At 68.5% G+C, this 21,583-nt stretch carries 18 protein-coding genes; 14 read left to right on the top strand and 4 right to left on the bottom strand.

The annotated features are described in order from the left end of the window. Positions 1-146 precede the first annotated feature (146 nt). The 6 genes from NVS89_RS04935 to pdxR all read left to right on the top strand — a co-directional run bounded on the left by NVS89_RS04935 (position 147) and on the right by pdxR (position 6,840). Positions 147-1,088, top strand: a complete 942-nt coding sequence (locus tag NVS89_RS04935; RefSeq protein ID WP_258731381.1) for an aminotransferase class IV — start codon at positions 147-149, stop codon at positions 1,086-1,088. Between the two features lie 119 nt (positions 1,089-1,207). Continuing rightward, positions 1,208-2,407, top strand: a complete 1,200-nt coding sequence (locus NVS89_RS04930; RefSeq protein ID WP_258731380.1) for an ABC transporter substrate-binding protein — start codon at positions 1,208-1,210, stop codon at positions 2,405-2,407. Positions 2,408-2,485: 78 nt separating this feature from the next. After that, positions 2,486-3,568 (top strand): ABC transporter ATP-binding protein, encoded by a 1,083-nt coding sequence (locus NVS89_RS04925; RefSeq protein WP_258731379.1) that lies wholly within the window; start codon positions 2,486-2,488, stop codon positions 3,566-3,568. After that, the gene (locus tag NVS89_RS04920) at positions 3,565-4,425 is read left to right on the top strand and encodes an ABC transporter permease (RefSeq protein ID WP_258731378.1); all 861 of its coding nucleotides are present in this window, start codon (positions 3,565-3,567) and stop codon (positions 4,423-4,425) included. The genes NVS89_RS04925 and NVS89_RS04920 overlap by 4 nt, the downstream gene beginning before the upstream one ends. Positions 4,426-4,427: 2 nt before the next feature. Beyond that, positions 4,428-5,249, top strand: coding sequence for an ABC transporter permease (locus NVS89_RS04915; protein ID WP_258731377.1), 822 nt, complete (start codon positions 4,428-4,430; stop codon positions 5,247-5,249). Between the two features lie 82 nt (positions 5,250-5,331). Then, on the top strand, positions 5,332-6,840 hold the full coding sequence (pdxR, locus tag NVS89_RS04910) for a MocR-like pyridoxine biosynthesis transcription factor PdxR (protein WP_258731376.1): 1,509 nt from the start codon (positions 5,332-5,334) through the stop codon (positions 6,838-6,840). A 21-nt stretch (positions 6,841-6,861) separates the two neighbouring features. Here pdxR and NVS89_RS04905 read toward each other — a convergent pair whose 3' ends face one another. After that, positions 6,862-7,767 carry a LysR substrate-binding domain-containing protein gene (locus NVS89_RS04905; RefSeq protein WP_258731375.1) on the bottom strand — a complete coding sequence of 302 codons (906 nt, stop codon included), beginning with the start codon at positions 7,765-7,767 and terminating at the stop codon, positions 6,862-6,864. Between the two features lie 190 nt (positions 7,768-7,957). Here NVS89_RS04905 and NVS89_RS04900 point away from each other — a divergent pair, with 190 nt between their 5' ends. The 8 genes from NVS89_RS04900 to phnX all read left to right on the top strand — a co-directional run bounded on the left by NVS89_RS04900 (position 7,958) and on the right by phnX (position 16,659). Further along, positions 7,958-9,160, top strand: coding sequence for a 2-aminoethylphosphonate--pyruvate transaminase (locus NVS89_RS04900; RefSeq protein WP_258731374.1), 1,203 nt, complete (start codon positions 7,958-7,960; stop codon positions 9,158-9,160). A gap of 133 nt (positions 9,161-9,293) precedes the next feature. Then, the gene (pbfA, locus tag NVS89_RS04895) at positions 9,294-10,655 is read left to right on the top strand and encodes a (R)-1-hydroxy-2-aminoethylphosphonate ammonia-lyase (RefSeq protein ID WP_258731373.1); all 1,362 of its coding nucleotides are present in this window, start codon (positions 9,294-9,296) and stop codon (positions 10,653-10,655) included. 42 nt (positions 10,656-10,697) lie between these two features. Next, positions 10,698-11,708 carry a 2-hydroxyacid dehydrogenase gene (locus tag NVS89_RS04890; protein WP_258731372.1) on the top strand — a complete coding sequence of 337 codons (1,011 nt, stop codon included), beginning with the start codon at positions 10,698-10,700 and terminating at the stop codon, positions 11,706-11,708. A gap of 214 nt (positions 11,709-11,922) precedes the next feature. Continuing rightward, positions 11,923-12,948 (top strand): 2-aminoethylphosphonate ABC transporter substrate-binding protein, encoded by a 1,026-nt coding sequence (locus NVS89_RS04885; protein ID WP_258731371.1) that lies wholly within the window; start codon positions 11,923-11,925, stop codon positions 12,946-12,948. Continuing rightward, complete coding sequence (locus NVS89_RS04880) at positions 12,948-14,102, top strand: ABC transporter ATP-binding protein (RefSeq protein ID WP_258731370.1); 1,155 nt, start codon at positions 12,948-12,950, stop codon at positions 14,100-14,102. The genes NVS89_RS04885 and NVS89_RS04880 overlap by 1 nt, the downstream gene beginning before the upstream one ends. After that, complete coding sequence (locus NVS89_RS04875) at positions 14,095-14,982, top strand: 2-aminoethylphosphonate ABC transporter permease subunit (protein WP_258731369.1); 888 nt, start codon at positions 14,095-14,097, stop codon at positions 14,980-14,982. Before NVS89_RS04880 ends, NVS89_RS04875 begins: the two co-directional genes overlap by 8 nt. Continuing rightward, entirely contained in the window at positions 14,966-15,763 is a 798-nt protein-coding gene (locus NVS89_RS04870) for an ABC transporter permease subunit (RefSeq protein ID WP_258731368.1), read from the top strand. The genes NVS89_RS04875 and NVS89_RS04870 overlap by 17 nt, the downstream gene beginning before the upstream one ends. 77 nt (positions 15,764-15,840) lie before the next feature. Further along, complete coding sequence (gene phnX, locus NVS89_RS04865; RefSeq protein ID WP_258731535.1) at positions 15,841-16,659, top strand: phosphonoacetaldehyde hydrolase; 819 nt, start codon at positions 15,841-15,843, stop codon at positions 16,657-16,659. A 48-nt stretch (positions 16,660-16,707) separates the two neighbouring features. Here the strand turns inward: phnX and NVS89_RS04860 are convergent, their stop codons facing one another. The 3 genes from NVS89_RS04860 to NVS89_RS04850 all read right to left on the bottom strand — a co-directional run bounded on the left by NVS89_RS04860 (position 16,708) and on the right by NVS89_RS04850 (position 21,418). Further along, the gene (locus NVS89_RS04860) at positions 16,708-19,404 is read right to left on the bottom strand and encodes a bifunctional diguanylate cyclase/phosphodiesterase (protein WP_258731366.1); all 2,697 of its coding nucleotides are present in this window, start codon (positions 19,402-19,404) and stop codon (positions 16,708-16,710) included. Positions 19,405-19,439: 35 nt separating this feature from the next. Further along, on the bottom strand, positions 19,440-20,477 hold the full coding sequence (locus tag NVS89_RS04855; protein ID WP_258731365.1) for a TRAP transporter substrate-binding protein: 1,038 nt from the start codon (positions 20,475-20,477) through the stop codon (positions 19,440-19,442). Positions 20,478-20,641: 164 nt separating this feature from the next. Further along, entirely contained in the window at positions 20,642-21,418 is a 777-nt protein-coding gene (locus NVS89_RS04850; RefSeq protein WP_258731363.1) for a sulfite exporter TauE/SafE family protein, read from the bottom strand. Between the last annotated feature and the right edge of the window lie 165 nt (positions 21,419-21,583).

Raw genomic sequence — 21,583 nt, 5'->3', positions numbered from 1 at the left:
GTGCCCGGGAAGGGGAACCCGGACGGCCGGCCCGCCGGGATGGAAGTGGTACCGTCCGTTTCCTGCGAAGCGGTGCTTTTTGACGGGGCCATTGAGAGGAAAGCTGTCTCCGGTCCGCTCGGTGCGGAAATTGGAAGGAGAACACCATGAGCGAGTCGAGCCCCGACTACTCGAAGGGCGCCGCCTACATGAACGGCACCTATGTGCCGATCTCCGAGGCCAGGATTCCGGTCGGCGACTGGGGCTTCGTGCATTCCGACGTCACCTATGACGTCGTCCACGTCACCGATGGCGGCTTCTTCCGCCTCGAGGACCACCTCGACCGCTTCCACAGGTCGCTGGCCGGCTACCGGCTCGATCCAGGCGTCACCCGTGAGCAGATGCGCCACATCCTCGGCCGCGTCGTGGCGCTGAGCGGGCTGCAGCATGCCTTCGTCGCGATGGTCTCGACCCGCGGCGTCCCGAGCGTCTACGGCTCGCGCAACCCGCTCGACTGCGACAACACCTTCATCGCCTATGCGGTGCCGTGGGTCGACGTCATCAAGCCCGAGGTGCAGGAGCGCGGCGCGCATCTGCTGGTGGCGTCGGTGCCGCGCATCTCGCCCCGCTCGCTCGACCCGACGCTGAAGAACTACATGTGGCGCGACTTCACGCGCGGCATGTTCGAGGCCAACGACAAGGGCTTCGACACCGCCATCCTGCTGGACCAGGAAGGCTTCCTGACCGAGGGCGCGGGCTTCAACGTCTTCATCGTCAAGGGCACCAAGGTCATCACGCCGGACCGCGGCGCGCTGGAAGGGGTGACGCGCCTGTCGGTGCTCGACATCTGCCCCGAGCTCGGCCTCGAGCCGGTGGTCGGGCCGATCACCTTCGACGACCTGATGGATGCCGACGAGGTGTTCACCACCACCACCGCCGGCGGCGTGATGCCCTGCGCGCGGGTGAACGAGCGCATCTACGGCAACGACCGGCCCGGGCCGATCAGCGCGAAGCTGAAGGAGACCTATTGGCGCAAGCACAAGGAAGGCTGGCACATGACGCCGGTCAACTATGCCGATGCCGACAACCCGTTCGCGCTCGCGGCCTGAACGGCGACAGGTGACACGCAGGCTGAGGCGGCGCCAGACCGCCCGGAGGGGAAACGCACAAGGCATGGGTCCCGCAGGGAAGCAATCCCGCCAATCTCGAAAAACCAGAGGGCCTGACCATGACCAAATCGAAGTCTCGTTCGTGCGACGCGGCGGTCTCGTCCGCGCTGTCCGCCGATCGCCGCACCGTGCTGAAGACGCTCGCGGCCGGCGCCGTGACCGCCGTCGCCGCACCCTATATCCGGCCCGCCTCGGCGGCGCCGACCGAGCTGCGCGCGCTGATGTGGGAGGGCTACGCCGTTCCCGAAATCGTCTCGGCCTTCGAGGACAAGCACAAGGTCAAGTTTTCGCCGACCTTCTTCGACGGCAATTCCGAAGCCTATAACAAGCTGCGCGTCGGCGGCACGAAGGACTTCGATCTGGTGCAGGCCGACGGCTACTGGCCGGGCCTCTATTTCCGGGAGAAGCTGATCCGGGCGATCGACTACGCCAGGATCCCCAACACCGCCAACGTCTACCCGGTGTTCCAGCCCGACCGCTACAAGCTGCTGACGGACCAGACCTCGGGCGAGCATTTCGGCGTCACCTGGTGCTGGGGCAGCTACGGCACCACCTACAACACCGCCGAGGTGCCGAAGGAGAAGGTGCAGAGCATCGAGGTGCTGTTCGACCCGGCCTATGCCGGGCGCCTGTCGACCAGCGCGCGCTTCGAGGAGAACATCGCCCTCACCGGCATCCTGGTCGCGACCCGTATGGGCACCAAGGACAAGCCGCGCCCCGACGGCAAGCCGTTCAACCCCTACGTCCTCACCGACGAGGAGCTGGCGGAGGTGGAGAAGCTGCTGATCCAGCAGAAGCCGCTCCTGCTCACCCGCTACCAGGACAACACCACGCTGCAGCAGCTTCTGGAGAGCGGTGCCATCGTGGCGGCGCCGGAATTCGCCCAGATCTATCGCGTGCTGGTGCAGAAGAAGATGAAGGGCGAGACCGATCTCGACTTCGCCCACCAGCTCGTGCCGAAGGAGGGCGGGCTTGGCTGGGTGGATACCTGGCTGGTGACCTCGGGCGTCACCGATCCGGGCACGCTCGCGCTCTGCTACGACTTCATCGACACCTTCCTCGCTCCCGAGACGATCAAGAAGATCTCGCTCATCGCCGGCACCTCGGCGACGGTGGACCTGCGCCCGATCTCGACGCCGGAGGAGCAGAAGCTCTATCTGATGGACCGCACCGAGGAACTGTCGACCATGTACATGTTCGACCAGCCCTCCTCGACCGAGAAATGGGAGCGTGTCTGGTCGCGCATGCAGGCCGCCTGATCGGACCGAAGCCATCGCCCGGGTGCGCTCTGGCGGCCCGGGCATCAGCTTCTGTCTCTTTTCATCCGGGAGTGCGGCGTGGCCTACATAACCCTCGACGGCGTATCCAAGCAGTACGGCAGCGTCTGGGCTGTCGATCGCGTCGACATGGCAATCGACAAGCATGAGTTCGTCTCGCTGCTCGGCCCCAGCGGCTCGGGCAAGACGACGCTCCTTCGCATCATCGCCGGGCTGGAAACGCCGACCCAGGGCCGTGTCCTCATCGACGGCGAGGACGTCACCCACCTGCCGCCGCACCGGCGGGGCGTGGCGATGGTGTTCCAGGAATTCCTCTTGTTCCCGCACCGCACGGTCTACGAGAACCTCGCCTTCCCGCTGCGCATGCTGAAGCTGCAGAAGGGCGAGATAGCCGAGCGCGTGGACTGGGTGCTCGGCATCCTCGCCCTTCGCGGCCTCGAGAAGCGCTATCCGAACCAGCTCTCCGGCGGCCAGCAGCAGCGCGTCGCGCTCGGGCGCGGGTTGGTCGGCCGGCCCAAGGTGCTGCTGCTCGACGAGCCGCTGGCCAATCTCGACCGTGAACTGCGCCAGGAGATGGAGGTGGAGATCCGCCGGCACCAGACCGCGCTCGGCATCCCCTTCATCTATGTCACGCACAATCAGGAAGAGGCGTTGAGCATGAGCGACCGCATCGCCGTGGTGCGCGGCGGGCGGGTGGAGGACTTCGCCTCGCGCACCGACATCTACGACCGGCCGAAGACGGCCTTCATCGCCCAGTTCGTGGGCCGCTCGAACCGCTTCGAGGGTGTCGCCGCGCAGGCGAGCGACCGCCTCGCCATCCGCGGCGAAGGCGTGCTGATCGAGACCGCCGCCCGGCCCGGCATCGGCGAGGGCGACAATGTCGTCGCCTATGTGAAGAACGAGAAGGTGCGCCTGAAACTTGCCGAGCCCGGGGCGGCGGCGGGAGCGAACACGATAGCGGCGCGGATCCGCCACGTGATCCTGCGCGGCGCCTATGCCGAATACGTGCTGAGCTGGAGCGGGGGCGAGCTCATCGCCAGCCGGCCGCGCGACGGCGCGGAACTGCCCGGCGGCGCCGAGGTCACCGCCTATTGGGACGCGGCCGATGTCGACCTGTTCGCGCAGGCGGGAGGCGACCAGTGAGAGGGCGCTTCGCACCGGCCATCTTCCTCGGCATTCCCAGCGTCTTCCTGGTCGCGATGTTCGTGCTGCCGCTCCTGTCGATGCTGGTGCTCAGCATCTGGCGCACCGAGAACTACCACATCATCCAGGACTTCAACCTGAACAACTATCGGGTGCTGGCGACCGAGACCGCCTACCAGACCTTCCTGCTGCGCTCGCTACTCATGGCGACGGCGGTGTCTGTGATCTGCACGGTGCTCGCCTGGCCGATCGCCTATGGCATCATCCTCTATGGCGGGCGCTACCGCCTGCTGCTCTCCCTCGCCTTCGCCGTGCCGTTCCTCACCGGCGAGGTGCTGCGCATCATCGCGCTGCAGGGACTGCTGGGGCCGATCGGCCTGCTCAACGGGGTGCTCATGTCGCTCGGCGCCGCGCCGCTGAGGGTGATCATGTACACCAACTTCGCCAGCGCCATCGGCCTCATCTACCTCTATCTGCCGATTGTCGTGACGGTGATCTACCTTTCGCTGCTCAATTTCGACCAACGGCTGATCGATGCCGCCAAGATCTTCGGCGCCAGCCCGGCGCGCGCCTTCTTCGAGGTCACCTGGCCGCTGAACCTGTTCGGCACGCTGATCGGTTTCGCGCTGTGCTTCATCCCCTGCCTGTCGGCGACGCTGGCGCCGCGCTTTCTCGGCGGGCCGAACGGCACGCTGTTCGGCATGGCGATCGCCCAGCAATTCGCCGAGAGCGGCACATGGGCGCTCGGGGCGGCGATGGGCGTGGTGCTGTTCGCCGTCTGCGTGCTGCTGGTCGCGATCGTGGCGCGGCTGCTCGACCTGCGCCGCACCGGCTTCACCGGCTTCGGGAGGGGATGAGGATGCGCATCAGGCCCGCAAAGACGCTGCTGCTGGGGACGGTGGCACTCTGCTATCTCTTCCTCTACCTGCCGATCATCCATATCGCGCTCGCCAGCTTCGCGCGGAACTACACCTTTCCCTATCCGCCGAAATGGACGCTCACCATCATGGGGCGGCTGTTCTCCAACTCGCTCTATCAGGCGGCGCTGGGCAACAGCATCATCATCGGCCTGTGCGCGGCGGCGCTCTCGACCCTGCTCGCGGGGCTGGCGACCATCGGGCTCCTGCGCCATGCGGGCCGCCGGGCGCCGCTCTACCTCGCCCTGTTCGTCGCGCCGCTCTTCGTCTCGGAGGTGCTGCTGGGCATCTCCTCGCTCATCTTCAACGGGCTGTTCCTCGGCCTGCCGGGCAATCTCGGCTCGGCGATCCTCGCCAATGCGGTGCACTGCTTCAGCTATGCGCTGCTGATCATCGCCACCCAGCTCTACCGCTACGACTGGCGGCTGGACGATGCGGCCATGGTGTTCGGCGCCAGCCCGATGCGCACCTTCTTCGAGGTGACGCTGCCGCTGGTCTGGCCCGGCCTGTTCGGCGCCTTCATCGTCACCTTCATCATGTCGTTCAACAATCTGGAGATTTCCTTCTACCTGCTCGGGGCGACGCCGACCCTGCCGTCGGCCGCCTGGGGCGCGCTGCGCTACGGGGTGAAGCCGGAGCTCTACGCGCTCGCCACCTGCGTCAACCTGGTGGTGTTCTTCCTGCTCGCGGTCATGTTCGTCCTCATGCTGACCGGCACCGTCACCTTCGGACACCGGCCGGAGCGCGAACGCAGCGCCGTCTGACAGGGGCGGAGAGGGATTCGTGGCACGGGCAGGCGTGGCGCGAATCTTGCGTTTCGGCGGCCACCCAGATCGTGGAGGCGCCGTGCATCTCCTGGATTCGCTCGCTCTCGACATCGAGAGAGGCACCGACCTCCCGCTGCACCGGCAGCTCTATCACCGGCTGGTCGGCGAAATCTCCGCTGGATCGATCAAGCCGGGCGAGAAGCTCCCCTCGACCCGGGACTTCGCACGCCTGCTCGGCGTCTCCCGCAACACCGTGCTGCTGGCCTTCGACCACCTGATTTCCGAAGGCTTCCTGCAGCCGATGACGGGCTCGGGCACCTATGTCGTCCACGATCTGCCCGAGCAGCTTCCGGCCAAGGCGCCGGCGCGCATCAATCCCGCCATCGAGGCGGCCGGCAACATGAACCGCTGCTTCGCGCCCGATTCCGCGATCACCCACGCGCCGTCCACGCTGCGCCACATGCGCCGGCCGGTGCCGTTCCGCGCCAATTTCCCCGCCGTGGACACTTTCCCGGTCCGCCGCTGGGCGAGCCTCGCGGCCAATCTCTACCGCGAGCTCGATCCCGGCGCGGCCGGCGAACTGCTGGGGGAGGGCGACCCGCAGGGCTACGAGCCGCTGCGCATCGCCATCGCCGAGCATGTCGCGCTCAGCCGCGGGCTCACCTGCCGGCCGCACAACATCGTCATCTTCGCCGGCGCCCAGCACGCGGTCGACCTCGCCTGCCGGATCCTGCTCACCCCGGGCGAGCAGGTCTGGTGCGAGGACCCCGGATATGACGGCATCTACGCTTCCGCCACCGCCGCCGGCGCGGTTCCCATACCGCTGCCGGTCGACGAGGAGGGCCTCGTCGTCGCGCAGGGCTTGGCGCGCGCGCCGAATGCGCGCCTCGCCTATGTCTCGCCTTCCAAGCAGTTCCCGCTCGGCATGGAGCTGAGCCTCGAGCGGCGGCACGCGCTGCTGCAATGGGCCAGCGCCGCCGGCGCCTGGATCCTCGAGGACGACTACGACACCGAGTTCCGCTATGGCGGGCGGCCCATGCCGGCGCTGCACGCGCTCGACCGCGAAGGACGCGTCCTCTATTTCGGCACCTTCAGCAAGATGCTGTTCCCGGGCCTGCGTCTCGGCTTCGCGGTGCTGCCCGACGCGCTGGTCGAAGCCTTCGTCTCCGCCCGCGCCATCGTCGGGCGCTATTCGCCGATGCTCGAACAGGCGCTGGTCGCGCGTTTCATGGATGACGGCTATCTCGCCGCCCATGTCCGGCGCATGCGCCGCCTCTACGCGCAACGGCAGGAGCATCTGCTGGACTGCCTGGAGCGGCGGCTGTCCGACTGGCTTCGGGCGACGCCGACTAATACCGGCATGGAGGTGATCGCCGAGCTCGCCGAAGGGCTGAGCGGGCGCAGGCTGGCGGAGGCGGCGGCGCGGCGGGGGCTCGAGATCCTGCCGATCTCGGCCCTCGCCCGCGAGGCGCAGGTCGATCACCTGATCACGCTCGGCTTCAGCGCCTTCAGCGAGGAGCAGATGGACGAGGGGGTCGAGGTGCTGCGCTCGATCTTCACCCGCACGCCCGGCGCCTTGCGCGACTGACCGCGCGAAGACCGGCCGGTCTCACGCCCCCGCGCGCCGGTGCGACGGCTGCGGGGCCTCGCGCGAGGCGAGCGTGCGCGCGAGGTCGAGGAAGGCGCGGATCGTCTTCGCCTGGCTGCGTTCGCTGAGGCAGATCAGCGCCTCTTCCATCAGCACCGGCTCGCCGCGGATCGGGATCTTGACGAGGCGCGGGTCGAGCCCGAACTCGGCTTCCGAGACGAAGCCGACGCCGAGCCCGGAGGCCACGATCTCGCGCACCGCCTCGCGGCCCTCGGCCTCGATCATGAAATTGAGCTGCACGCCGTCCCTGGCCGCGCTCTCCTCGAGGCGACGCCGGGTCTTGGAGCCGACCTCGCGGCCGACCAGCGGCAGGGTGGCGAGCTCGGCGAAGGAGAGCGCGTCGGAGCGGGCCAGCGGGTTGTCGCGCGCGGTGAAGGCGGTGATCGGGGTCGCGTCGAGGCGGATGATGTCGAACTCCCGGCTCGGATTGAGGTCGCCGAGCACGCCGATATCGGCCTCGTAGTTCAGAAGGTTCTCGACCACGGTCTCGGTGTTGCCCGAGCGGATGGTGACCATCACGCCGGGATATTTCTCGCGGAAGGCGTGCAGGATGTGGAGGATGTGGTGCGCCGCGTCGGCGACGATGCGCAGCACGCCGGCGCGCAGCGCGCGCGATTCCGACAGCAGCTCCAGCGCCTGGTTCTCGGCGTCGAACATGCGCCGCGTGATCTGCAGCAGGTTCTCGCCCGCCGGGGTCAGCGTGACCTGCTTGCGCTCGCGGTTGAACAGCAGGATGTCGTACTCGGACTCCAGCTTGCGAACCTGGTCGGAAATGGCCGGCTGCGTCAGGAAAAGCTCGGCGGCCGCGCGCGAGAAGCCGCCGGAGATCGCGACATAATGGAAGGCACGAAGCTGCACGTAGCGCATGGCGTCGCGGGCCGGTGCTTGGCGGCGGGAGGCCGCGGGTCGCGGGAAGGACGGTTTGCGAGCGCGCCGGCCGGATGAGCGGCCGATCATCGCTCCAGTTTATATATGGATACAAAATAACGATTTCTCAAATGAAACCTGCGCACGCCATCATGACGGGACGATGAATGTCCTTTCGTGAGGCCCGGCCATGTCCGATGGCACGATTGACGACGCCGCGACAGCCTTCGCGCCGCCGATGCTGGGCGAGCCCTATCTTCTGACGCCCGGCCCGCTGACCACCGCGGCCGCGGTGAAGCAGGCGATGCTGCGCGACTGGGGTTCGTGGGACGGCGATTTCCGGGCGCTGACGGCGGAGCTGCGCCGCCGGCTTCTGGCGCTGATCGACGACCGCGACGGCGCGTTCGACTGCGTGCCGATGCAGGGCAGCGGCACGGCCTGCGTCGAGGCGATGCTGGGCACGCTGGTGCCGCGCGAGGGCAAGGTTCTGGTGCTCGCCAACGGCGCCTACGGGCTGCGGGCGGCGCAGATCCTGCGCTATCTCGGCCGCGCCCACACGCTGATCGACAAGGGCGACTACCTGCCCCCGCGCGGTGAGGAGGTGGCGGCGGCGCTCGATGCGGACCCGGCGATTACCCATGTGCTGGTCATCCATTGCGAGACCAGCTCGGGCATCCTCAATCCCGTCCAAGAGATTTCCGAGGCGGTCTACGCCCGCGGGCGCAAGCTGCTGGTGGATTCGATGAGCGCCTTCGGTGCCGTCCCGGCGGATGTGAACGCGCTGCGCTACGAGGCGCTCGTCTCCTCGGCCAACAAGTGCATCGAGGGCGTGCCCGGCTTCGGCTTCGTCATCGCCCGCAAGAGCGAGCTGGAGGCGGCGCAGCGCAACTGCCATTCGCTGAGCCTCGACCTGCACGACCAGTGGAAGGTGATGGAGAAGACCGGCCAGTGGCGCTTCACCCCGCCCACCCACGTCGTCGCCGCCTTCATCGAGGCGCTGCATCTGCATGAGGCCGAGGGCGGCGTCGCCGGCCGGGGCGCGCGCTATGCCAATAATCGCAACGTGCTGGTCGCCGGCATGCGCGCGGCGGGCTTCGAGACGCTGCTGGCGGAACGCTGGCTCTCGCCGATCATCGTCACCTTCTTCTGCCCGGCGGACCCGAACTTCTCGTTCCCGCGCTTCTACGATCTGATGAAGGCGAAGGGCTTCCTGATCTATCCGGGCAAGCTGACGGCGGTCGAGAGCTTCCGCGTCGGCTGCATCGGCCATTTCGACGCGCATGTCATGCGCGCGGTGGTCGAGGCGGCGTGCCGGTCGCTGGAGGAGATGGGCGTCGCCTCGGCAGCGCCCGCGCCCCACGTTCTGGGCGAGCGCGCGCGGCTCGTCGCCTGATCGTCCTGAACGGGTGCTATCCACCTGCCGGTCCGTAAGGCCCGACCCGCAGCGCCTTCGCGCCGCCCCCGCACCGGCCGGCGCTCACATGAACAGGCGGCGCCCGCCGCGTGCCCTGCCAGGAGACGCCTGAATGCCGCCCCGCCCGCTGTCTCTGGTCCACACTGAAGGGGAATCCAACACCTCGGCCGCCCGCGCCGCGTGGACGGCGCGCCAGCAGGATGCCGCCACGCGCGACCTGCTGGCACGCGATTCCAACGCCTTCCTGCACCAGAGCCTCTCCAGCCCCTGCGTCGCCGCGATCGCCAAAGCCGAGGGGATCTGGATCGAGGACACGACCGGCCGGCGCTACATGGATTTCCATGGCAACAGCGTCCACCACATCGGCTACGGTCATCCGCGGCTGAAGGAGGCGATCAAGGCGCAGCTCGACGAGCTGTGCTTCGCGCCGCGGCGCTTCACCTGCGAGCCGGCGGTGGAACTCGCCGAGACGCTGGGCCGGCTGGCGCCGGGGGCGCTCGACAAGGTGCTGTTCACCACCGGCGGTTCGGACGCGGTGGAAGTGGCGCTGAAGCTGGCGCGCGCCGCCACCGGCCGCTTCAAGACGCTGTCCTTCTGGGATGCGTTCCACGGCGCGGGCTTCGGCGCGGCGAGCGTCGGCGGCGAGGCGACCTTCCGCTCCGGAATCGCCGGGCCGCTGCTGCCTGGCGCCGAGCATGTCGCGCCCTGGGCCAGCCATGGCTGCGCCTATGGCTACGACAACCTCGAGGATTCCGCGCGCGCCTGCGCCAACATGATTTCCTACGTTCTCGGGCGCGAGGGCGATTTCGCGGCCTTCATCGCCGAGCCGATGCGCGCCACGCCGTTGGTGCCGGCGCCCGGCTTCTGGAAGGCGGTGCGCGAGGCCTGCGACCGCCACGGCACGCTGCTGATCTTCGACGAGATCCCGACCGGGCTCGGCAAGACCGGGCGGTTCTTCGCCTCCGAGCATGACGGGGTAACGCCGGACATCATCGTGCTCGGTAAGGCGCTGGGCGGCGGTGTTCTGCCGATCGCCTCGGTGATCGCCCGCCACGACCTCGACGTCGCCGGCGACTACGCCATCGGCCACTACACGCATGAGAAGAACCCGGTCACGACCCGTGCGGCGCTTACCACCCTCGCCATCATCCGCGAGGAGGGTCTCGTCGAGCGGGCCGCCGAGATCGGCGCGCACGCGATGGACCGCATGCGCGAGCTGATGGCCCGCACGCCCCATATCGGCGACGTGCGCGGGCGCGGGCTGCTGTTCGGCGTCGAGATCGTCACCGACAGGGCCGAGCGGCGCCCGGACCTCGCGCTGGCCGAGACGGTCTATTACCGCTGCCTGGAGGCCGGGCTGAGCTTCAAGATCAGCCAGGGCAACGTGCTCACCCTGTCGCCGCCGCTGGTCATCTCGAAGCAGGATCTCGACCGGGCCCTCGACATCGTCGAGGCCGCCATACTGGCCGGCTGACCGCCTCTCCCGTCCCGACCCGTCATTCCCGGAGCCACGCGCATGAAGGCCGTTCGTACCGATGCGGAGCTCGAATGTCCGGGCATCGATGCGGGCCTGCGGGCGCGGGGCATCGACCTCGTGACGCTGCCGGATGGCATCTGCGAGGAGGCGCTGGCGGAGGCGGTGGCGGACGCCGACCTGCTGCTCATGTGCTACACGCCGATCACCCCGCGTGTCATCGCCGCGGCGAGGAAGCTGCGCGGCATCGTCAAATATGGGGTGGGGATCGACGCGATCGACATCCCGGCCGCGATCGCGCGCGGCATCCCGGTCGTGAACGTTCCCGAATATGCCGAGGAGACGGTGGCCGAAGGCGCCTTCGCGATGATGATCGCGCTGGCAAAGCGGCTGCCCGAGATCGGGCGGGCGATGCAGGAGGAGGGCTGGATCTGGCCCGCCCAGCGCTGGCTCGGGCGCGACATCGCCGGCTCGGTGGTCGGCCTCGTCGGCGTCGGCAAGATCGGGCGCAGCATGGCGCGCATGGCTGGGCAGGGCTTCCGCGCGCAGGTGCTCGGCTTCGATCCGAATGTCGACCGGGAGACGATGGCGCAGGCGGGCGTCGAGAAGGTTGACGATCTCCACGCCATGCTTGCCCGCTGCGATTTCGTGTCGCTGCACTGCGTGCTGAACGCGCAGACGCGCCATTTGATCGGCCGCGCCGAACTCGCCCGCCTCAGGCCCGGCGCGGTGCTGGTGAACGTCTCGCGCGGCGCGCTGATCGACGAGGCGGCGCTGGTGGAGGCGGTGCTCGCCGGCCGCCTCGGCGGGGTGGCGCTCGACGTCTTCTCCAGCGAGCCGCTGGCGCGCGAGGGGCACCTGATGAGCCCGCTCTTCGGGCGCGACGACGTGATCCTGTTCCCCCATCTCACCTTCTTCACCCATGAGGCGATGGCGCGGCTCGAAGAGGACACGCTGGCGCGCTGCTTCGAGATCATCGCGGGGCGGCCGGTCACCATCCGCTCGCGCGATCCGCGCCTGCTGGCGCAGAGCCGGGGCGTCGCCTTCGTCTGAAGCTTCCCTAAGGGCTGTCTCCTGACCGACATGCAGCGGGCCGATGGTCGCGTGCGGCGACTCGCGACCTATAAGCCTGACCTCTATGACCATAAGACGAATAGATTTTACTTATCGGCGACGCGGCAAGATCATTTTTTGGTCAGTTCGTAAGTCGCCTAATTAATGGTCGGAAGGCCGCCTCTCGCCTGGCACCCAAAAGGGAACCCGTTTGATGAAAGCCTCCATCCTTTCCGTGCTGCTCCTCGCGGCAGCCACGACGCCGTCCTTTGCGGATTCGGGCGTCGTCACGATCTACAGCGCCGACGGTCTCCATGACGGTTCGCCGAGCTGGTACGGCAAGCATTTCGACGCGTTCACCAAGGCGACCGGGATCAAGGTCCAGTTCGTCGAGGCCGGTTCCGGCGGCGTCGTCGACCGCCTGTCCAAGGAGAAGTCGAACACCCAGGCCGACGTGCTCGTGACCCTGCCGCCCTTCATGCAGAAGGCCGCCAGCGAAGGTCTGCTGCAGGCCTACACCCCCGCCGGCGGCGACATGATCGAGGCCCGCGACAAGGATGCCGGCGGCCTCTATGCGGCGATGATCAACAACTACCCGAACTTCATCTACAACGCCTCCGTGCTGAAGGAAGCGCCCGCGAGCTACGAGGCGCTGCTCGATCCGAAGTTCGCCAAGAAGCTCCAGTATTCGACGCCCGGCCAGGCCGGTGACGGCACCGCGCTGATGCTGCAGACCTTCCACGTCTTCGGCGGCAAGGAAGCTGGTCTCGCCTACCTCAAGAAGCTCGAGGCCAACAATCTCGGCCCCTCCGCTTCCACCGGCAAGCTGACCGCCCTCGTCAACAAGGGCGAGCTCTATGTCGCCAATGGCGACATGCAGATGAATCTGGCGCAGTCGGCCAGCAACCCGAACATCAAGATCTTCATTCCCGCCGGCCCGGACGGCAAGAAGAGCACCTTCGCGCTGCCCTATTACATCGGCCTCGTCGCCAATGCCCCGGACGCGGAGAACGGCAAGAAGCTGATCGACTTCCTGCTGAGCAAGGATGCGCAGGAAGACGTCAGCTCGGTCGCCGGCGGCTTTCCCGTACGCACCGACGTCAAGCCGGACGACGAGAACTTCAAGAAGCTCAACGCCATGCTCGACGGCGTCGAGATCTGGTCGCCGGACTGGACCAAGGTGCTGGACGGCCTGAAGGCCGACGTCGCCGCCTACAAGCAGGCGATCTCGGGCAATTGATGGTCGACATAACCGCCCAGGAAATCGAGCGATGCGCGCCCCTCGACGGAGTGCGCACCGCCTCCCGGACGTCGGGCAGCCGGATCGGATTCGAGGACGTCTCGGTCGCCTACGGCGGGCTGACCGTGCTCAAGTCGTTGACCCTGACCGTCCATCCCGGGGAGATCGTGGCGCTGATCGGCCCGTCCGGCTCGGGCAAGACCACGGCGCTGCGCGTCGTCGCCGGCTTCGTGCGGCCGAGCTCGGGCCGCATCATGATCGGCGACCGCGACGTGACGGACCTCGCGCCCTATGACCGGCAGATCGGCATGGTGGTGCAGAACTACGCGCTGTTCCCGCATATGCGGGTCGAGGACAACGTCGCCTTCGGCCTCCAGGCGCAGGGCGCGCCGCGCGACGTCATCCGCCAGCGCGTGCCCGAATGCCTCGCCATGGTCGGCATGTCGGCCTATGGCAAGCGCTACCCGCGCGAGCTCTCCGGCGGCCAGCAGCAGCGCGTCGCCATCGCCCGGGCGCTGGCGCCCAAGCCCCAGGTGCTGCTGCTCGACGAGCCGCTCTCCGCGCTCGACACCCAGATCCGCCGCGCCATGATCGACGAGATCGCCAAGCTGCATCACGACCTGCCGGACCTGACCGTGCTCTATGTGACGCACGACCAGACCGAGGCGCTGACGCTCGCCAACCATATCGGCATCATGCGCGACGGCGAGATGCAGGCCTTCGGCGAGGCGCAGGCGCTGTTCCGCCACCCGCCCACGCGCTTCGCCGCCGAGTTCCTCGGGCGGGCGAACCTCCTTTCCGTCGGCGGGCTGACGGCGGCCGGACCGGGCGAGGCGCGGGTGCGGTTCGGCGGCGCCGAGCTGCTCGCGCGCAATCCGCACAACCTGCCGGAGGGCCGCGACTGCCTGCTCTGCGTGCGCCCGCACCACATGCGCTTCGCCGGCGAGGGCGCGGTGGCCAATGCGCTCACCGGCGTGGTGCAGAGCGTCCAGTGGCAGGGCGACGTGCACAACATCACGCTGACGGCGGAAGGCGAGAGCCTGCGCATGACCTGCGTGCCGATGGCGGTGCCGCCGGCGCTGGGCGATCAGCTGCGCGTCTGCTTCGATCCGTCCGAGGTGACGCTGGTGCCGGAGGACGCGCCCCGTGGCTGACCTCGCCGCCCACGCCGTCGCATCGCCGCGCCCGGGGCGGAGCTTCCGGGCCGGACTGCTGTGGGTGGTGCCGCCGCTGCTGGTGCTGCTGGTCCTGTTCTTCTACCCGCTGAGCCTGATCGTGCGCGAGGCGCTGGCGCCCGAAGGCGAGGGCGCCTCGCTCCTTCACATCGAGACGGTGCTGCGCTCGCGCGAGTTCGTCAGCGGGCTCTACCACACGGTCGTCATCGCCGGCAGCGCGACCGCGGGCTGCCTCGTGCTCGGCTTCGTGCTGTCGCTGGTGATCGCGTTCATCCCGTTTCCCGGCGCGCCGATCGCCGGCCGGCTGATCGACATGATCATCGCCCTGCCGACCTTCCTGATGACGCTGGCCTTCACCTTCATCTACGGCTCGGCCGGCCTGCTGAACGGGCTGCTGGTGGACGCTTTCCACCTTGAGCAGCCGCCGGTCGACTTCCTCTATTCCCAATGGGGCGTGATCCTCGCCGAGATCACCGTGTTCACCCCCTTCGTCATGCGCCCGCTGCTGGCGGCGTTCTCGACCATCGAGCCGGCCCAGCTCGAAGTGGCGAGCAGCCTCGGCGCGCGCCCGTTCCGCGTCATCCGCCAGATCATCCTGCCGGCCTCGCTGCCCGCGCTGCTCGCCGGCGGCAGCCTGTGCCTGCTGCTGACGGTGAACGAGTTCGGCATCGTGCTCTTCATCGGCGCCAAGGACGTCATCACCCTGCCGATGCTGGTCTACGCCAAGGCGATCCAGGAATTCGACTACACCAGCGCCTGCGTGATCGCGGTGGTGAACGTCGTGCTCTCGCTCGGGCTCTACGGCCTCTACCGGGCCATCATCTCGCATTTCGGAGGCGGCAATGCTGGCAGGGTCTAGGGCCTGGCGCCTCGCCGTCTGGGCGGTCGTGCTGCCGCTCTTCGCGGTGCTCTACGGGCTGCCGATCGCGGTGATCGTGCTGGCGAGCCTCGCGCGGACCTGGAACGGCGCCCTGCCGGGCGAGTTCACGCTTCTCCACTACGCCGAGGCGTTCCGCAGCGATTCGCTCGACGCCCTCGTCACCAGCCTGATGACCGGCGCCATCGCCAGCACTGCGGCGCTCGCCTGCGGCACCTGGGCGGCGCTCGCGCTGCGCCGCCGCGTCAGGCTGCCCGCGCGGCTTCTCGAAGCGGTGTTCTTCGTGCCGAGCGCGGTGCCGTCCGTCTCGGTCGGGCTCGGCCTGCTGGTCGCCTTCAGCCAGCCGCCCTTCCTCTTGAACGGCACCCGCGCCATCGTGCTGATCGCCCATTTCGTGCTGGTCTTCGCCTTCACCTTCGGCAACGTCACCGCCGGCCTCGCCCGCGTGCCGGCCGAATGCGAGCAGATAGCCGAGAGCCTGGGCGCGCGGCCGTTCTATCGCCTGCGGCGGGTGACGCTGCCGCTGCTGACGCCCTATCTCATCGCCGCCTTCAGCCTGAGCTTCGCGCTGTCGATGGGTGAGCTCGGCGCCACCATCATGGTCTATCCGCCCGGCTGGGTTACCATGCCGGTGCGCATCTTCGCCCTGTCCGACCGTGGCGCGATCTTCGACGCGGCGACGCTGACCACCATTCTCGGCGTCGCGACGCTGATCGTGCTGACCGTCCTGTCCCGCGTGTCGAGCAGGGCCATGCTGCGCTGAGGCGGGACGGATCTTCCCTGCCGCGACGCCTCGAGGTCGGCTCAATGCCCACCGGCGGCGCGGCGCTCTTCAACCGGATGAATGCCATGTCACTGTCCCACCTCAAGGCCGTCGTCTTCGACTGGGCCGGCACCGTCGTCGATTTCGGCTCGCTCGCGCCGATGGGTGCCTTCGTCGAGGCGTTCGGCGAGTTCGACGTCGAGATCAGCATCGACGAGGCCCGCGTGCCGATGGGCATGGCCAAGCGCCCGCACGTTGCCGCGCTGCTCGCCATGCCGCGCATTGCCGCCGAGTGGCAGAGGGTGCACGGCCACGCGCCGACGGAGGCGGACATCGACGCGGTCTATGCGGTGTTCGTGCCGAAGAACCTCGCGGTGGCGGCAAGCTTCGCCGACCTCATTCCCGGCGCGGCCGAGACCGCGGCGGCGCTGCGCGCGGCAGGCGTGAAGATCGGCAGCACCACCGGCTACACGCGCGAGATCATGGCGAAGATCACCCCGCGCGCGGCCGAGCAGGGCTTCGCGGCCGACGCCATGGCCTGCACCGGCGACGTGCCGGACGGGCGCCCGACCCCCTTCCTCATGTGGAAGGTGCTGACGGACCTTCAGGTCTATCCGGCCTGGTCGGTGGTGAAGGTGGACGACACCGAGGTGGGCATCGGCGAGGGGCTGAACTGCGGCGCCTGGACCGTCGGCGTCGCCGTCACCGGCAACGTATTCGGCCTGTCGCGCGGCGACACCGCGGCGCTGTCCCCCGAAGCCTTCGCCGAACGCCGCGCGAAGGCGGTCGAGAAGCTGACCTCGGCCGGCGCGCACTATGTGATCGATGGCGTCGCCGATCTCCTCCCCGTGCTGGCGGCGATCAGCGGGCGCCTCGCCCGTGGCGAGCGCCCCTGACGGGCGGCTCCGGCGCTCCATCGGCAAGCACGATCGCCCAGGCGCGGCTCAGATTGCCTTCGGCGCCTTGAAGCAGGGATGGTCGGGCAGGGTGGCGACGTGCAGCGCCCCCTCGATCGGCAGCGGCTTGCCCAGCAGGTAGCCCTGCGCCTCCGTGCAGCCGGAGGCGCGCGCCACCTCCCACTGATCGGTGGTCTCGATCCCCTCCGCCGTCGTCGTCATGCCGAGCCGCGAGGCGAGCCCGGCAATGGCCTCGACGATGACGGCGCTCTTCGAGCGCACGGTGCTGTCGCGCACGAACAGCCGGTCGATCTTGACCTTGTCGAGCGGGAAGACGTGGAGATGGCTCAGGCTCGAATAGCCGGTGCCGAAATCGTCGAGCACGATCCGCACGCCAAGCAGCTTGAGCCGCCTCAGCACCTCGAGATTGCGCTGGTCGTTGCTGAACAGCGCCGTCTCCGTGATCTCGAGCTCCAGCCGCGTCGGGTCGAGCCCGGTGTCGCGCAGGGTCCGGGCCACGCTTTCGACGATGTCGCCGAAGGCGAGCTGGATCGGTGACAGGTTTATCGCGATCCGCAGTCCGTCCGGCAGGCGCAGCGCGTCGACGCAGGCCCGGTGCAGGATCCAGTTGCCGATCTCGACGATGAGCCGCGTGTCCTCGGCGACCGGGACGAACGCCGCCGGGCTGACCAGCCCGCGCGTGGGATGGTGCCAGCGCAGCAGCGCCTCGAAGCCGCGCAGCCGCCCCGAATTGAGATCGTAGATCGGCTGGTAGACGAGCTCGAACTGCTCGCCCGGCAGGGCGAGGAGCAGGTCGGCCTCGATGGCGAGGCGGTCGCGCAGATGCGCCTCCATGCCCGGCTCGAAGACGCAGAGCCGGGCGCGGCCTTTGCCCTTCGCCTCGTAGAGCGCGAGGTCCGCCTGCTTGAGCAGCCCGTCCGCGTCGTTGCCCTGCCGGTCGGCGACCGCGATGCCGATGCTGGCGCTCATGCCGATCGTGTGGCCGAGAATGTTGTAGGGCCGGCCGATCTCCTCGATGATCCGGGTGCTGAGGTCCTCGGCGCTTTCGGGTTGCACCTCGGCAAGGCTGACGACCGCGAATTCGTCGCCGCCGAGACGGGCGACGCGCTCGGGATCGTTGACGCAGGCGCTGAGCCTTGCCGCCACGGCCTGGAGCAGCGCGTCGCCCACCGGGTGGCCGAGCGTGTCGTTCACGTCCTTGAAGCGGTCGAGGTCGAGATAGAGCAGGGCGAGCTCCTCGCCCCGGGCCGCGGCGCGGTTGAGCGCGGAGGCGACGCGGTCGCGGAACAGCACCCGGTTCGGCAGCCGCGTCAGGTCGTCATGATGGGCGAGGAAGCGGATGCGGCTCTCGCGCTCGGTCAGCGCCGCGTTCTGGCGCCGTGCCTCGGCGGCGGCCTCGTTTGCCCGCCGATTGGCCTCGCCGAGCTCGCCCAGCATGGTCTTGAGCTGGGTGATGTCGGTACGCGTGCCGACGGTCCCGCCATCGGCCGTGCGCCGTTCCTTCATCAGCACCCAGCGTCCGTCCGGAAGAAGGCGCTCCTCCGAGCCGGTTCCCTCGGCGTGCAGCGCCATCATACGCGCCACGAAGCCCTCGGCATTGCCGGCCGCTTCCGGATACTGCCCCTCCTCCACGCCCTTGCGGACGATCTCCTCGAAGGTCGAGCCGGCGATCATGAACGGCGCGCTGATGCTGTAGAGGTCGCGGTAGCGCTCGTTGCAGGTGACGAGGCGGTCGTGCTCGTCCCACATGACGAAGCCGTCTGACATGGCCTCGACCGCGTTGACCAGCACCGCCTGCGCGCGGGCACGTTCCGCATCGGTCTTCTCGCGCTGGCGTAGTGCCACCAGCAGTGCCGCGGAGAAGGCGGCGATCAGGAGGGTGCCGATCGTGGCGATCATGATGGTGGCGTCGCGGTCGCGCCGCCAGTCGGTCAGCATCGCGTCGAGCGGCGCGGTGAGCACCACTCGCGCATCGCCATAGAGCGAGGCGCGCACCACCGAGACCGTGCTCTGGCCGGTGGCGGCGTTAACCGAGATGAACGCCCTGCCGTCCGGCGCGCTTCTTCCGAGAGCTGAAGGACGTATGCGGCCGGTCTCGAGCTCGTCATGCGGCAGCGAGGCGATGAGCTGCCCGTTGGGGCGCTCCAGCAGAAGCCGGACACCCGGCAGCGTACCGGTTTCGGCGAGCAGCTTCATCAGCGTGGGAATGGGCACCTCGGCGACCGCCGTCACCCCGTTCCAGCCGGAAATGGAGCGGGTGACGTAGATCGACCAGTCGCCGGTGATCGCATTGCGGACCGGCCCGACCAGCGCGGTCGGGCCCTGCTTCAGCTCATCGGCGTCGAAGGGAAGGTGCCGGCCCACGGGACGCTGGCGGGCCGATCCGAGGATCGTGCCCTGGGAATCGACCAGCAGCAGGTCGCGATAGGCGAGGGTCTGGAAATTCAGCCCGCTCAGCAGGTCGTCGACCACCACCGGGTCCATGGGCGTGACCCTGGCGGCTCTGAACAGCGTGGGCAGGCTCGCGAGCGCGCCATGGACTTGCAGGAGCTGGCGGTTCAGCGCGTTCTCGACCGCCTGGGCCGAGCGCTCCAGAGAGATCTCGACCGTCGCCGTCGCCGTCCGCTCGGCGCGGTCGAGAAGCGCGGCCGTTCCCGCCACGATAATCAGCAGGATGATCGCGGTCCCGCTCGCGACAATCAGCTTGAGACGGTGCCAGATCATGGGCTGTCATCGACTGCTAGGGCTACGCGCAAGGCTCACTCGGCGGATACCGTTATGGAATGGGTGGGGGCGAGATAGGTGTTCCACGCCTGGACGCAGGCGAGGCCGCAGCGCGCGATCCAGCGCGGTAGCACGACGTCCTCGAGGAGATGCCGGCGCCGTGACGCGTCGGCCTTCGACAGCGGCACGATGGTCATGGGCTCGCTCGGCGGCGTGCCGCAGGAGGCGGCCCCGGCATTGCAGCTGAGCCCGCGCTCGGTATCGGCGCCCGCCTGCAGCCAGATGCGGCGTTCGAGCTCGGCCACGCCCGAGCGTATGGTCGAGCGCACGTCCGCCGGCAGGCTGTTCCATGTCGTCCGGTTGGCGCCGAAGACGGAAAGCCCCCAGCTGATCGCCATGTCGTGCACATGGGTGGTCACGTCCGGCAGCCCGATCTCGTAGCCGCTCAGGGTTCCGGTGATCGCGCAATCCGTGACGCCCTCGCGCAGCGCCGGCACGATCTCTGCGAACGGGACCAGCACCGGAATCGCGCCGAGCGCCGCCATCAGCTCCGACTGACCGACCGAGGAGGTGCGCACCTTGCGCCCGACCAGGTCGTCGAGCCCTTTGAACGCGCTTTTGCAGAAGAGCACCTGAGCCGGGTAGGTGTAGACGCCGAGAAGCTCGATGTCGTAGCGCGTGCGCAGCACGTCGGCGAGATGCTGGCGGAACGCCGCCACCGTGCGGCGCAGGGTGGCGATGTCGGGGTTGAGCACCGGCAGGTCGATGGCGTTCAGCTCGGGCTCGTCGCCGGCCACGACCGAGAGCAGCGCGGTCCCGAACGAGACCACGCCGAGCCGCAGGAGCTGCAGCATCTCCTGGCCGCGCAGCCCGCCGCCGTCGAGCGGGCGGATGGTGGCGGAGATGCGCCCGTTGGACATCTCGGCGATCTCGGACTGCCAGAAGGGCTGCTCGAGCTTGGTGTACTGGGTGAGGCCCGCGAGGCCGCCGACGACGTTGAGCTTCACCGTGCCGCCGGCGGTGGATTGCGCCTGCGCGGCGCTTGCGTAAAGGCCGATCAGGCCGGCGACCACGATCGCGCGAAACCGGTTCCTTTCCGGCCGTTTGACGGGAGCATCGCCCGATTGCCCTGCCATGCGCCTGCCTTCACGCTTCAGTTGACCCGACGATAATCGCGATCGCAGGCGGGCGGAATGCCCTCCGTCATAACAACGTTACCCTAAAAGTCGGAGAAAACTCAGCGCAGTAGCAGCTTGATACCGGCAATCAGCAGCACGACGGTGATCAGCGCCCGCACCAGCCGGTCGTCGAGGCGCGAACAGGCCAGGGCGCCGATGGCGACGCCGGGGATCGAGCCGATGAGGAGCAGGCCGAGCAGGGCGAGGTCCACATTGCCGAGGAAAAGATAGCCGATCCCGCCGATGATGGTCAGCGGCACGGCGTGGGCCGTATCGGTCCCCGCGATCTGCCGCGCGGCGAGGCCGGGATAGAGGGCGATGAGGAACACCGCCCCGAGCGCGCCGGCGCCGACCGAGGTCAGGGTCACCAGCCCGCCGACGAGGCAGCCGCACAGCACTGTGCCCGCGTCGCGGAACAGGGTGAGACGATCGAGCCGGTGGCTGTTGCGGGCGGCGGCCCGGCGGATGCGCTCGCGAAACATCATGGCGATCGACGTCGCCACCAGCACCGCGCCGAGAATCCGCGTCGTGACCGCGGGATCGAACGCCAGCTGCGAGTGGTACAGGCTGGCGATGACGATGATCGAGGTCGGGATGCTGCCGAGCCCGAGCAGCATCGCGATGCGCAGATCAAGGCTGCCGAAGCGGTGATGAAAGGTCGAACCGACGATCTTGGTGACGGCCGCGAACCACAGATCGGTGCCGATGGCGGTGGTCGGGGCCACCCCGAAAAGCAGGATCAGCAGGGGCGACATCAGCGAGCCGCCGCCCACTCCGGTGAGGCCGACTAGGGCGCCGACGAGAAACCCTGAAAGTATATATGTAAAATCGATCATTCGCGTGCAGGCACCCCGGAGCTGCCGTTCCCGGGACGTCATTGAACACCAGTCGCGGCACCTTGCCGAGGCCCACCGTGCCGCCGGCCACAATTCCGGGAGGGCAGTGATCAGGGCAGGGGAGGAACCTGCCCTGCGTCCGGGCGGGTTGCCGCATCGCGGCAA

Source organism: Ancylobacter mangrovi (assembly GCF_024752355.1).
GTDB lineage: Bacteria > Pseudomonadota > Alphaproteobacteria > Rhizobiales > Xanthobacteraceae > Ancylobacter > Ancylobacter mangrovi.
Note: the sequence above shows the minus strand (reverse complement) of the source record. Positions and strands in the feature narration are given on the sequence as shown.